Consider the following 13,224-nt stretch of genomic DNA (forward strand, 5'->3'; position numbering starts at 1 on the left):
GCTGGGCATGAAGGTGGTGGACCTGCGCAGCGACACCGTCACGCGGCCGACGCCCCGCATGCGCGAGGCAATGGCGCGGGCCGAGGTGGGCGACGACGTGTTCGGCGACGACCCGAACGTGAACGCGCTGCAGGAGCGCATTGCCGCCCTCACCGGCAAGGAAGCCGCGCTCTTCATGACGAGCGGCACGCAGAGCAATCTTGCGGCCATCATGAGCCACTGCGGCCGCGGCGACGAGTACATCGTCGGCCAGATGCACCACACCTACCGGTGGGAGGCGGGTGGGGCGGCGGTGCTGGGCAGCGTGCAGCCGCAGCCGCTCGAGCACCTGGCCGACGGCACGCTCTCGCTGGCCAGCATCGAGGCAGCGATCAAGCCCGACGATGCGCACTTCGCGAAGAGCCGCTTGCTGTGCCTGGAGAACACGCTGGGCGGCAAGGCCTTGCCGATGTATTTCATGGCGGAGGCGACTGCACTGGTGCGGCGCCGTGGCCTGGCGACCCACCTGGACGGTGCTCGCGTTTTCAATGCAGCAACGGCGCTCGGCGTGCCCGTGCACGAGATCGCGAGCCACTTCGATTCAGTCTCGGTGTGTTTTTCGAAAGGCCTCGGTGCTCCCGTCGGCTCGGCGCTGTGCGGCTCCAAGGATCTGATCAAGAGCGCTCATCGCTGGCGGAAGATGTTGGGCGGCGGCTTGCGGCAAGCCGGCGTCATCGCCGCCGGCGCCCTGCATGCGCTCGACCACCACGTCGAGCGACTGGCCGATGACCACGCGCTGGCGTGTCGCCTGGCGCAAGGGCTGCAGGGCATTGCCGGTGTCACGGTCGAAGCACCCGAGACCAACATCGTCTTCATCGACGTCGCCGGTGATCGCGCCGCCGGCCTGCTGCCGCATCTGGAATCGCGCGGCGTGCTCGCCACCGGGCTCTACCGCCTGCGCTTCGTGACACACCTTGACGTCGACGCCGAGGGCGTGGACCGCGCCGTCGCCGCCGTGCGCGACTATTTCAACGCTTGACATCGACCGCCATGACCATCACCAACACCGAAGCGCTGGCGCGCGTCATCGATCACCGCGAGATCTTCCACGACGAGATGCTGACGCTGATGCGCCGCATCATGAGCGGCGAGATGTCGCCGGTGATGATCGCGGCGCTCTCGATGGGGCTGCGCGTCAAGAAAGAGACCATCGGTGAAATCGCGGCAGCGGCGCAGGTCATGCGTGAGCTCGCCACGCCGGTGCCAGTAGACGACAAGTCGAACCTCGTCGACCTGTGCGGCACCGGTGGTGACGGCGCACATACCTTCAACATCTCGACGGCGGCGATGTTTGTCGCGGCGGCGGCGGGGGCACGGGTCGCCAAGCATGGCGGGCGCAGCGTGTCGTCGAGCACTGGCAGCGCCGACGTGCTGGAAGCGTTCGGCGCCAACGTCAACCTCGCCCCCGATCAGGTGGCGCAGTGCCTGGAGCAGACCGGCATCGGCTTCATGTTCGCGCCCAACCACCATGCCTCGATGAAGCACGCCGCGCCGGTGCGCAAGGAGCTGGGCGTGCGCACGATCTTCAACATCCTGGGCCCGCTGACCAACCCAGCGCAGGCGCCGAACCAGCTGATGGGTGTCTTCCACGCCGACCTCGTGGGCATTCAGGTGCGGGTGCTGCAGCGGCTCGGCTCCGACCACGTGATGGTGGTCTACGGCATGAATGGCATGGACGAGATCTCACTGTCAGGTGAGACGTTGATCGGTGAGCTCAAGAACGGCGAGGTGCGTGAATATGTCGTGCACCCGAGCGACTTCGGCATGCCGGTGTACGACAGCCGTGTGCTGCGGGTCGCCGACAAGGCCGAGTCAGTGCAATGCATCCAGCGTGCGCTTGGCAACGAAGACGGGCCGCTGCGCGACATCGTGCTGCTCAACGCCGGTGGGGCGCTCTATTGCGCCAACGTCGTGTCGTCGATCGCCGACGGGGTCAAGCGCGCCCGAGAAGCGGTGGCCTCCGGCGCCGCCACCCGGAAATTGAGCCAGTTCGTGGCCGCCACACACCAATTCAAATCATGAGCGACATCCTCGACAAGATTGTTGCGGTCAAGCGCGAAGAAATTGCAGCCGCGAGCCGCGTGCGCAACTTGGCCTCCCTGCGCCGCGAGGCCGAATCGCGCAAAGATGTGCGCGACTTCGTCGGCGCGTTGCGGCGCAAGGTAGGGGCAGGACAGGCGGCCGTGATCGCCGAGGTGAAGAAGGCCAGCCCCAGCAAAGGCGTGCTGCGCGACAACTTCGTGCCGGCCGAGATCGCTGTGAGCTACGAGCGCCACGGCGCGGCGTGTCTGAGCGTGCTGACCGACGTGCAGTTTTTCCAGGGCTCGGCGGTCTACCTGCAGCAGGCGCGCGCCGCCTGCGCGCTGCCGGTGCTTCGCAAGGACTTCATGGTCGATCCGTATCAGGTCTACGAGGCGCGGGCGATGGGGGCGGACTGCATCCTGCTGATCGCGGCCTGCCTCGACGACGCGCAGTTGGCTGATCTGGAAGCGCAGGCGCTGTCGCTGGGGATGGCGGTGCTGGTGGAGGTGCACGACCGCGTCGAACTCGACCGGGCGCTGTCACTGAAGACGCCGCTCATCGGTGTCAACAACCGCAACCTGCGGAACTTCGAGGTGAGCCTGGACGCGACCTTGTCGCTGTTGCCCGGAGTGCCGGCCGATCGTCTTCTGGTCACCGAAAGCGGCATCCTCGGTGCGGCCGATGTGGCGCGGATGCGCGACGCCAATGTCCATGCCTTCCTCGTCGGCGAAGCCTTCATGCGAGCCCCTGATCCGGGCGTGGCCCTGGCTCAGCTCTTCGCATGACCGCCGATGACCTGCGCGCTGCCTTCGGCACGGTGCCCGAGGTGTGGCGGAAGGTGTTGCCGGGCTGGACGGTTCAGAAGCAAGAGGCCTTGATCGAGCGGATCAAGGGCGTGTCGGGCGACAAGCCGATCGGCCCTGAGGACCCGTTCCGCGCACTCCGCCTTGTGTCCCCCCAAGATGCCAAGGTCGTGATCTTCGGCCAGGACCCGTACCCCACCGCCGGCCACGCGGACGGGCTCGCATTTTCCGCCGGGCATGGCAAGCCGCGCTCGCTGGCCCGCATCTTTGAAGTGCTGGCAGCCGACCGGCCGGGCTGGACACCTCCCGCGGTCTGGAAGCTGGACCCATGGGCTCGGCAAGGTGTGCTGCTGTTGAATCCGGCGCTGACAGTCGAAATCGGTCAGGCGGGCAGCCACCTCAAAACGGGTTGGCTTGCGCTCACATCCGAGATTGTTTCGGCACTGAGCCAGCGCGGCGACCCGCCCACATTTCTGCTTTGGGGTGGCAAGGCCCAGGATTTTCTGGCTCGCGCCGTCCCGTCGGGTGCGACGCCCCGCGTGCTGATCACCCGACACCCGTCCTACGACCTGCACAAACAGTTCATGGCCGACGGCAGCCACTTCCTCGCCACCCAGCACCTCGTCGACTGGTGGGCCTTGTGAGCATGAATCTTCGAAATTTGATGCTATAGTCCCGGGTTCGCTTTGGAGGGGTGCCCGAGTGGCTAAAGGGGGCAGACTGTAAATCTGTTGGCTTACGCCTACGCTGGTTCGAATCCAGCCTCCTCCACCAAAGCGAACCGATTTCAGAAGAGTTGAACCCGGATGGCATGGCGCCGGAAGGGGCTCCCGAGCGGGAGTAGTTCAATGGTAGAACCCTAGCCTTCCAAGCTAATGACGCGGGTTCGATTCCCGTCTCCCGCTCCATGACGTCGCCAGTGGTTTGCGCTCCGAAAGGCGCAAACCAGTGTCGATTGGCACCGAAGTTTGGTTCGGCCCATGTGGCTCAGTGGTAGAGCACTCCCTTGGTAAGGGAGAGGTCACGCGTTCGATCCGCGTCATGGGCACCACAGTTTTCTTCAGCATCGTCTCTCTCGACCGCTAGGAGCTCGAAAAAATGGCAAAAGGCAAATTTGAACGGACCAAGCCGCACGTGAACGTGGGGACGATTGGTCACGTGGACCATGGCAAGACGACGCTGACGGCGGCGATCACGACGGTGCTGTCGAAGAAGTTCGGCGGTGAGGCCAAGGCGTACGACCAGATCGACGCGGCCCCTGAAGAGAAGGCGCGCGGCATCACCATCAACACCGCCCACGTCGAATACGAGACCGCCAACCGCCACTACGCGCACGTCGACTGCCCCGGGCACGCCGACTACGTGAAGAACATGATCACCGGTGCCGCCCAGATGGACGGCGCCATCCTCGTGTGCTCGGCCGCTGACGGCCCCATGCCCCAGACCCGCGAGCACATCCTGCTGGCCCGCCAGGTCGGCGTGAAGTACATCATCGTCTTCCTGAACAAGTGCGACATGGTCGACGACGCCGAGCTGCTCGAGCTCGTCGAGATGGAAGTGCGTGAGCTCCTCAGCAAGTACGACTTCCCCGGTGACGACACCCCCATCGTCAAGGGTTCGGCCAAGCTCGCCATGGAAGGCGACACCGGCGAACTCGGCGAAGGCGCCATCTTCAAGCTGGCTGAAGCCCTGGACACCTACATCCCCACGCCCGATCGCGCCATCGACGGCGCCTTCCTGATGCCCGTGGAAGACGTGTTCTCCATCTCCGGTCGTGGCACCGTGGTGACCGGCCGTGTCGAGCGCGGCATCATCAAGGTCGGCGAAGAAATCGAAATTGTCGGCATCAAGGCCACCCAGAAGACCACCTGCACCGGCGTCGAAATGTTCCGCAAGCTCCTCGACCAAGGTCAGGCAGGCGACAACGTCGGCATCCTGCTGCGCGGCACCAAGCGCGAAGAAGTCGAGCGTGGCCAGGTGCTGTGCAAGCCCGGCTCCATCAAGCCGCACACCCACTTCACCGCTGAGATCTACGTGCTCAGCAAGGAAGAAGGCGGCCGCCACACCCCGTTCTTCAACAACTACCGTCCCCAGTTCTACTTCCGCACGACGGACGTGACCGGTGCGGTGGAGCTGCCCAAGGACAAGGAGATGGTCATGCCGGGCGACAACGTGAGCATCACCGTCAAGCTGATCGCCCCGATCGCCATGGAAGAAGGCCTGCGCTTCGCCATCCGCGAAGGCGGCCGCACCGTCGGCTCGGGCGTCGTCGCCAAGATCCTGGAGTAAAGAAAGCCACAGGGGTATAGCTCAATTGGCAGAGCGCTGGTCTCCAAAACCAGAGGTTGTAGGTTCGATTCCTACTGCCCCTGCCAAGCCCGCAAGGAGTTCAAAGCCCTGCGGGCTTTGCTGCTAGAAGGCACTGCGTTGCCTGAGCGATAGATCGATCACATGGCCAATCCGCAAATCGAAACTGTTTCCACCGGCGCCGACAAGGCCAAGCTGGCCGTGGCCGGCCTCTTGGTCGTGGGCGCGGTGGTCGCGTTCTACCTGCTCGGCAAGCAAGACATGTGGGTGCGCGTGGTCGCGCTCCTCGTCTTGCTGGCGATGGCCGTGGCGACCTTCTTTACTTCCGAGCCCGGCAAGCAGTTGATTGCCTTCGGTCAGGACTCCATCAAGGAAGTGAAGAAGGTGGTCTGGCCGACCCGCAAGGAAGCGGGCCAGATGACTCTTTATGTGTTTGCGTTCGTCGTCGTGATGGCCCTGTTCCTGTGGCTGACCGACAAGGCCCTCGAGTGGGTGCTGTACGACCTGGTTCTCGGATGGAAGAGGTAAGCCGATGAGCGAACAACCCACCACGGGCGGTGAAGTGACAGCGGCCTCGCTGGCGCCGGCGACCAACAAGCGCTGGTACGTCGTGCACGCCTATTCCGGCATGGAAAAGGCCGTCGAGCGCAATCTGCGCGAGCGCATCGAGCGTTCGGGCATGCAGGACAAGTTCGGCCGCATCCTGGTGCCGATGGAAGAAGTCGTCGAGCTCAAGAACGGCAAAAAGGCCGTCACCGAGCGCCGTTTCTTCCCGGGCTACGTGCTGGTCGAGATGGAAATGGCCGACGACACCTGGCACCTGGTGAAGCACACCAGCAAGGTGACGGGCTTCGTCGGTGGCGCCAAGAACCGCCCGGCCCCGATCTCCGAAGCCGAGGTGATGAAGATCGTCACCCAGATGCAAGAGGGCGTGGAGAAGCCGCGTCCCAAGGTCGAGTGGTCGGTTGGCGAACTCGTGCGTGTCAAGGAAGGCCCGTTCACCGATTTCAACGGTGCTGTGGAAGACGTCAACTACGACAAGTCCAAGGTGCGGGTGTCGGTCACCATCTTCGGCCGCGCGACGCCGGTCGAGCTCGACTTCTCCCAAGTCGAAAAGATCTGAGCCTGGATGGCGGCTTGGGCGCCCTGCGCCTGAAGCCATCCCGTTGCTGCCGGTGACGAGACACCGGTACGAGGAGCCAAGGTAGCCAGTCCTTGGCGTTTGCACTCAAGGCCCATGTCGTTTGTGGGCCTGATTGGAGAGAAAGATGGCCAAGAAAATTGTCGGCTTCATCAAGCTGCAAGTTCCGGCGGGTAAAGCCAACCCGTCCCCCCCGATCGGTCCGGCGCTGGGTCAGCGCGGTCTGAACATCATGGAGTTCTGCAAGGCGTTCAACGCCCAGACGCAAGGCATGGAGCCGGGTCTGGTGTTGCCGGTGGTGATCACCGCGTTTGCAGACAAGTCCTTCACCTTCGTCCTGAAGAGCCCGCCCGCATCGGTGCTCATCAAGAAGGCGCTGAAGCTGGACAAGGGCTCTTCCAAGCCCCACACCGACAAGGTCGGCAAGCTGAGCCGCGCCCAGGTCGAGGAAATCGCCAAGGTCAAGACCAAGGACCTGACCGGCGCTGACCTCGAAGCCGCTGTCCGCACGATCGCCGGTACCGCCCGCTCGATGGGCGTGACGGTGGAAGGAGTCTGAACATGGCCAAAGTGACCAAGCGCCAGAAGGCCCTCGCGGGCAAGGTCGACAGCACCAAGCTGTACCCGCTCGACAACGCCCTCGCGATCGTCAAGGAATGCGCCACCGCCAAGTTCGATGAGTCGATCGACGTGGCGGTGCAGCTCGGCATCGACGCCAAGAAGTCCGACCAGGTCGTGCGTGGCGCTGTCGTGCTGCCCAATGGCACTGGCAAGACCAAGCGCGTCGCCGTGTTCGCCCAAGGCGCCAAGGCTGAGGAAGCCAAGGCCGCCGGTGCCGACGTCGTCGGCATGGACGACCTGGCCGAGCGCATCAAGGGCGGCAACATCGACTTCGACGTCGTGATCGCTTCGCCCGACACCATGCGCATCGTCGGTACCCTGGGCCAGATCCTGGGCCCGCGCGGCCTGATGCCGAACCCGAAGGTCGGCACCGTCACGCCCGACGTGGCCACCGCGGTGAAGAACGCCAAGGCGGGCCAGGTGCAGTTCCGCGTCGACAAGGCTGGCATCGTGCACGGCACGATCGGCCGCCGTTCGTTCGACGCCGACAAGCTGGCGGGCAACCTGCGCGCGCTGATCGAAGCCCTGAACAAGGCCAAGCCGGCCACGAGCAAGGGCATCTACCTGCGCAAGGTGGCGATCTCCTCGACCATGGGCGTGGGTGCCCGTGTGGACGTGGCGACCATCAACGCCGCACCGACGCAGGCTTGAAGAAACGAGGGCGGCGCTGAGTCTGGCGCGGCCCTGAAGAGTTTGGTGGGCTGTTACGGCGAAAGCCAAGACAGGTCATCGAAGACCGCAGGCGCAGCACACGCTGCTTAATCGACGATCCGGGTGATGAACCCGATCCGACGCCCGCGCAGATGGCGGTCCCCGCTGGAAAGAAAACCTCGGTTTTCTGGATAGAGAGGTCGCTGCATTGTGGTGTGTTTGGAGGCGGCAACGCCAAAGAACACGTTTGTGTGAGGAGCAGACCTTGAGTCTCAATCGCAACGAGAAAGCCACCGTGGTGGCGGATGTGGCGGCCCAGGCGGCCAAGTCGCAGACGCTGGCGCTGGCCGAGTACCGTGGCCTCACCGTCGCTCACCTCGACGTGCTGCGCAAGCAGGCGCGCGAAAAGGGCGTGTACCTTCACGTGCTGAAGAACACCCTGGCTCGCCGTGCCGTCGCTGGCACACCGTTCGAAGTGGCGTCGGACGCCATGGTCGGTCCGCTGATCTACGGTTTTTCCGAAGACGCCGTCGCCGCGGCCAAAGTCATCGCCGACTTTGCCAAGGGCAACGACAAGCTGGTCCTGAAGGCCGGCGCTTACGCTGGCAAGGCCCTCGACGCCGAAGGCCTGAAGGCCCTGGCATCGGTCCCGAGCAAGGAAGTGCTGCTGTCGCAGATCGCCGGCTTGCTCAAGTCGCCGGTTCAGCGCACCGCTGCCGTCCTGGCCGCTCTGGCCAAGAAGCGCGAAGAAGCTGCCGCCCCGGCTGCCTGATCGGCAACGCATCTCTCTATTCAACGATCTATCTAGGAAATCATCATGGCATTCGACAAAGACGCATTCCTGACCGCCCTCGACAGCATGTCGGTCATGGAACTCAATGACCTGGTCAAGGCAATCGAAGAGAAGTTCGGCGTGTCCGCCGCTTCGATGGCCGTCGGCGGTGGCGGCGGTGGTGGCGGCGGCGCTGCTGCTCCGGCTGCTGAAGAGAAGACCGAGTTCAACGTGATGCTGCTGGAAGCCGGCGCCAACAAGGTGTCGGTCATCAAGGCCGTTCGCGAAATCACCGGCCTGGGCCTCAAGGAAGCCAAGGACCTGGTCGACGGCGCTCCGAAGCCCGTCAAGGAAGGCATTGCCAAGGCCGACGCCGAAGCTGCCGTCAAGAAGCTGGTGGAAGCCGGCGCCAAGGCCGAACTCAAGTAATTCGAGTTTCGTGCCAGGGGCTGGGAGCCGGAATCGGCCCCCAGCCTTTTGCGCTTCAAGGGCACATCCCCTGGATGACCCCTTGGAGAGCACCTGTAAAGCCCCCGGTTGACAATCGAGGGCTTTCCAAGTGTTCTCTGAACCGACTGCAGAGAACCGGTTTGGTCGGGCCCTGGTGCAATGCCGGGGTTGTCCGCCAGCGGCTGGTAGTGGCCAGCCACCAAGCGTCGAGCGCAAGGCTCGAAAGACAGTCGCCGACGGGATCGGGCCTGGGCCCGGCATCGATCCCTGAGATGGAGTGAGAAATCACCTATGGCGCAACAAGCAACCCCGTACAGCTACACCGAGCGCAAGCGTATCCGCAAGAGCTTCGGCAAGCGTGAGAGTGTCCTCAACGTCCCCTACCTGCTCACCATGCAGAAGGAGTCGTACGTCGCCTTCCTGCAGAAGGACGTCCCACCGCAGAAACGCAAACCAGAAGGTCTGCAGGCGGCTTTCCTCTCCGCTTTCCCGATCGTGTCGCACAACGGGTTTGTGGAGATGAAGTTCATCGAATACAACATGGCCAAGCCCGCGTTCGACACGCGTGAATGCCAGCAGCGCGGCCTGACGTATGCCGCAGCTGTGCGCGCCAAGTTGCAGATGATCATCTATGACCGTGAAGCGGCCCAGCCCAAGACGGTCAAGGAAATCAAGGAGCAAGAGGTCTACATGGGCGAAGTGCCGCTCATGACGGACTACGGCTCGTTCATCGTCAACGGCACCGAGCGCGTGATCGTGTCTCAGCTGCACCGTTCGCCGGGCGTGTTCTTCGAGCACGACAAGGGCAAGACGCATTCGAGCGGCAAGCTGCTGTTCTCGGCCCGCATCATTCCGTACCGCGGCTCGTGGCTCGACTTCGAATTCGACCCGAAGGACATCCTGTACTTCCGTGTCGACCGTCGCCGCAAGATGCCGGTCACGATCCTGCTGAAGGCCATCGGCCTGAACCCGGAATCGATCCTGGCCAACTTCTTCGTCTTCGACAACTTCCGCCTGATGGACTCGGGCGCGCAGCTCGAATTCGTGGCCGACCGCCTGCGTGGCGAGATCGCCCGCTTCGACATCACCGACAAGAACGGCAATGTCGTGGTCGAGAAGGACAAGCGCATCACCGCGCGCCACACCCGCACCCTCGAGCAGACCGAGACCCAGTTCATCAGCGTGCCTGAGGACTACCTCGTCGGCCGCGTGCTGGCCCGCAACATGGTCGACCCCGAGACGGGCGAGATCATCGCCAAGGCCAACGACGAGCTGACCGAGTCGCTGCTGAAGAAGCTGCGTGCCGCCGGCGTGAAGGAGCTGCAAGCCCTCTACACCAACGAGCTGGACGAAGGCGCCTACATCAGCCAGACCCTGGCCGCCGACGAAACTGCCGACCAGCTGGCTGCGCGCGTGGCCATCTACCGCATGATGCGCCCCGGCGAGCCGCCGACGGAAGACGCGGTCGAAGCTCTCTTCAACCGCCTCTTCTACAACGCCGACACGTACGACCTGTCGCGCGTGGGCCGCATGAAGTTCAACGCCCGCGTGATGCGTGATTCGGCCGAAGGCCCGATGACGCTCAGCAACGACGACATCCTCGACGTGGTGAAGATCCTCGTCGAGCTGCGCAACGGCCGTGGTCAGGTCGACGACATCGACCACCTGGGCAACCGCCGTGTGCGCTGCGTGGGCGAGCTGGCCGAGAACCAGTACCGCTCGGGCCTCGCCCGCATCGAGAAGGCCGTGAAGGAGCGTCTGGGCCAGGCCGAAACCGAAGCCCTGATGCCGCACGACCTGATCAACTCCAAGCCGATCTCCGCGGCCCTGAAGGAGTTCTTCGGTGCGTCGCAGCTGTCGCAGTTCATGGACCAGACCAACCCGCTCTCCGAGATCACGCACAAGCGCCGTGTCTCGGCCCTGGGCCCGGGCGGTCTGACCCGCGAGCGTGCCGGCTTCGAAGTGCGCGACGTGCACGTCACCCACTACGGCCGTGTCTGCCCGATCGAAACGCCGGAAGGCCCGAACATCGGCCTGATCAACTCGCTGGCCCTGTACGCGCAGCTCAACGAATACGGCTTCCTCGAGACGCCGTACCGCCGCGTGGCCGATGGCAAGGTGACCGACCAGATCGACTACCTGTCGGCCATCGAAGAAGGCAAGTACGTGATCGCCCAGGCGAACGCGACGCTCGACAAGGAAGGCAAGCTGATCGACGAGCTGGTCTCGGCCCGTGACAACGGCGAATCCATCCTGACCTCGCCGGAACGCATCCAGTACATGGACGTGGCGCCGACGCAGATCGTGTCGGTGGCGGCCTCGCTCGTGCCCTTCCTCGAGCACGACGATGCGAACCGCGCACTGATGGGCGCCAACATGCAGCGCCAGGCCGTGCCGGTGCTGCGCCCCGAGAAGGCCTTCGTCGGTACCGGTGTCGAACGTGTGGCCGCGAAGGACTCGGGCACCGTCGTCGCGGCGCGCCGCGGTGGCGTGGTGGACTACGTCGACACCAACCGCATCGTGATCCGCGTCAACGACACGGAAACGGTGGCCGGTGAAGTCGGCGTCGACATCTACAACCTGATCAAGTACCAGCGTTCCAACCAGAACACCAACATCCACCAGCGCCCGATCGTGAAGCGCGGTGACGTGGTGTCGGCCGAAGACATCATCGCCGACGGTGCCTCCACCGACATCGGCGAGCTGGCCCTCGGCCAGAACATGCTGGTCGCGTTTATGCCCTGGAACGGCTACAACTTCGAGGACTCGATCCTCATCAGCGAACGTGTCGTCGCCGACGACCGCTACACCTCGATCCACATCGAGGAACTGGTGGTCATGGCGCGTGACACCAAGCTGGGCGCGGAGGAAATCACCCGCGACATCCCGAACCTGTCGGAGCAGCAACTCGCTCGCCTCGACGAGTCGGGCATCGTCTACGTGGGTGCCGAGGTGAACCCGGGCGACACGCTGGTTGGCAAGGTCACGCCCAAGGGCGAAACCACGCTGACGCCTGAAGAGAAGCTGCTGCGCGCCATCTTCGGCGAGAAGGCTTCGGACGTGAAGGACACCTCGCTGCGTGTCGACCAGGGCACGAGCGGCACGGTCATCGACGTGCAGGTCTTCACCCGTGAAGGCATCCAGCGCGACAAGCGTGCCCAGCAGATCATCGACGACGAGCTGAAGCGCTACCGCCTGGACCTGAACGACCAGCTGCGCATCGTGGAAGCCGACGCCTTCGACCGGATCGAGAAGCTCCTGGTCGGCAAGGTCGCCAACGGTGGCCCGCAGAAGATCGCCAAGGGCACGAGCATCACCAAGGACTACCTCGCGACCGTCGAGAAGTACCACTGGTTCGACATCCGCCCGGCGGACGAAGACCTGGCCAACCAGCTCGAGTCGATCAAGAACTCGCTCGAGCAGACCCGCCACAGCTTCGACCTCGCCTTCGAAGAGAAGCGCAAGAAGCTGACGCAGGGCGACGAGCTGCCGGCCGGCGTGCTGAAGATGGTGAAGGTGTACCTCGCCGTCAAGCGCCGCCTGCAGCCTGGCGACAAGATGGCTGGCCGTCACGGCAACAAGGGTGTGGTCTCGAAGATCACCCCGGTCGAAGACATGCCCTACATGGCCGACGGCACGCCGTGCGACATCGTGCTCAACCCGCTGGGCGTGCCCTCGCGGATGAACGTGGGTCAGGTGCTGGAAGTGCACTTGGGCTGGGCCGGCAAGGGCATCGGCCAGCGCCTGGGCGACATGCTGCAGCAGCAGGCCAAGGTGGCCGAGCTGCGCAAGTTCCTCGACGAGCTGTACAACAAGTCGGGCGGCAAGACCGAGAAGCTGGACCACCTGTCCGACGGTGAAATCCTCGAGATGGCGCAGAACCTGAGCAAGGGCGTGCCGTTCGCGACGCCGGTGTTCGATGGCGCCACCGAAGACGAGATCCGCGGCATGCTCAAGCTCGCCTACCCGGACGACATCGCGAAGGCCAAGGGCCTGACCGAGAGCCGCACGCAGGCGACGCTGTACGACGGCCGCACCGGCGAGAGCTTCGAGCGCCCGGTCACCGTCGGCTACATGCACGTGCTGAAGCTGCACCACCTGGTCGACGACAAGATGCACGCCCGCTCCACCGGCCCGTACTCGCTCGTCACCCAGCAGCCGCTGGGCGGCAAGGCGCAGTTCGGCGGCCAGCGCTTCGGCGAAATGGAAGTGTGGGCACTGGAAGCCTACGGTGCCAGCTACGTGCTGCAGGAGATGCTGACCGTGAAGTCCGACGACGTGAATGGCCGTACCAAGGTGTACGAGAGCATCGTCAAGGGCGAGCACGCGATCGAGGCCGGCATGCCGGAATCGTTCAACGTGCTGGTCAAGGAGATCCGTTCGCTCGGGATCGACATGGAACTCGAGCGTAACTAAAG

At 64.2% G+C, this 13,224-nt stretch carries 12 protein-coding genes and 4 tRNA genes; all 16 read left to right on the forward strand.

The window, feature by feature from the left end; all coding sequences use genetic code 11:
• Positions 1-7: 7 nt before the first annotated feature.
• Positions 8-1,018 (forward strand): low-specificity L-threonine aldolase, encoded by a 1,011-nt coding sequence (gene ltaE, locus JI745_RS18340; protein WP_201810253.1) that lies wholly within the window; start codon positions 8-10, stop codon positions 1,016-1,018.
• 11 nt (positions 1,019-1,029) lie between these two features.
• On the forward strand, positions 1,030-2,061 hold the full coding sequence (trpD, locus tag JI745_RS18345) for an anthranilate phosphoribosyltransferase (RefSeq protein ID WP_201810256.1): 1,032 nt from the start codon (positions 1,030-1,032) through the stop codon (positions 2,059-2,061).
• Positions 2,058-2,846 carry an indole-3-glycerol phosphate synthase TrpC gene (gene trpC, locus JI745_RS18350; protein WP_201810259.1) on the forward strand — a complete coding sequence of 263 codons (789 nt, stop codon included), beginning with the start codon at positions 2,058-2,060 and terminating at the stop codon, positions 2,844-2,846. Before trpD ends, trpC begins: the two co-directional genes overlap by 4 nt.
• Positions 2,843-3,508: a uracil-DNA glycosylase gene (locus tag JI745_RS18355; RefSeq protein WP_201810261.1), complete on the forward strand. Its 666-nt coding sequence runs from the start codon at positions 2,843-2,845 to the stop codon at positions 3,506-3,508. The genes trpC and JI745_RS18355 overlap by 4 nt, the downstream gene beginning before the upstream one ends.
• Before the next feature lie 44 nt (positions 3,509-3,552).
• Positions 3,553-3,638: transfer RNA gene (locus JI745_RS18360), tRNA-Tyr, on the forward strand.
• A gap of 60 nt (positions 3,639-3,698) precedes the next feature.
• Positions 3,699-3,772, forward strand: a tRNA-Gly gene (locus JI745_RS18365).
• A 68-nt stretch (positions 3,773-3,840) separates the two neighbouring features.
• Positions 3,841-3,915, forward strand: a tRNA-Thr gene (locus JI745_RS18370).
• Positions 3,916-3,962: 47 nt separating this feature from the next.
• Positions 3,963-5,153, forward strand: coding sequence for an elongation factor Tu (gene tuf, locus JI745_RS18375; protein WP_201810265.1), 1,191 nt, complete (start codon positions 3,963-3,965; stop codon positions 5,151-5,153).
• A 10-nt stretch (positions 5,154-5,163) separates the two neighbouring features.
• Positions 5,164-5,239 (forward strand) — tRNA-Trp (locus JI745_RS18380).
• Between the two features lie 76 nt (positions 5,240-5,315).
• Positions 5,316-5,699: a preprotein translocase subunit SecE gene (gene secE, locus JI745_RS18385; RefSeq protein ID WP_201810268.1), complete on the forward strand. Its 384-nt coding sequence runs from the start codon at positions 5,316-5,318 to the stop codon at positions 5,697-5,699.
• Between the two features lie 4 nt (positions 5,700-5,703).
• Complete coding sequence (nusG, locus tag JI745_RS18390) at positions 5,704-6,294, forward strand: transcription termination/antitermination protein NusG (protein WP_201810271.1); 591 nt, start codon at positions 5,704-5,706, stop codon at positions 6,292-6,294.
• A 145-nt stretch (positions 6,295-6,439) separates the two neighbouring features.
• Positions 6,440-6,871, forward strand: a complete 432-nt coding sequence (gene rplK / locus JI745_RS18395) for a 50S ribosomal protein L11 (protein ID WP_201810274.1) — start codon at positions 6,440-6,442, stop codon at positions 6,869-6,871.
• Between the two features lie 2 nt (positions 6,872-6,873).
• Positions 6,874-7,584 carry a 50S ribosomal protein L1 gene (gene rplA / locus JI745_RS18400; RefSeq protein WP_201810278.1) on the forward strand — a complete coding sequence of 237 codons (711 nt, stop codon included), beginning with the start codon at positions 6,874-6,876 and terminating at the stop codon, positions 7,582-7,584.
• 265 nt (positions 7,585-7,849) lie between these two features.
• Positions 7,850-8,356 (forward strand): 50S ribosomal protein L10, encoded by a 507-nt coding sequence (gene rplJ / locus JI745_RS18405; protein WP_201810282.1) that lies wholly within the window; start codon positions 7,850-7,852, stop codon positions 8,354-8,356.
• Between the two features lie 45 nt (positions 8,357-8,401).
• Entirely contained in the window at positions 8,402-8,785 is a 384-nt protein-coding gene (gene rplL, locus JI745_RS18410) for a 50S ribosomal protein L7/L12 (RefSeq protein WP_201810286.1), read from the forward strand.
• A gap of 312 nt (positions 8,786-9,097) precedes the next feature.
• A complete protein-coding gene (gene rpoB, locus JI745_RS18415) occupies positions 9,098-13,222 on the forward strand; it encodes a DNA-directed RNA polymerase subunit beta (RefSeq protein ID WP_201810289.1) in 4,125 nt (1,374 codons plus the stop codon).
• The last annotated feature ends 2 nt before the right edge of the window (positions 13,223-13,224 follow it).

The sequence above is a fragment of the Piscinibacter sp. HJYY11 genome (assembly GCF_016735515.1).
In the GTDB taxonomy this organism is placed as follows: domain Bacteria; phylum Pseudomonadota; class Gammaproteobacteria; order Burkholderiales; family Burkholderiaceae_C; genus Rhizobacter.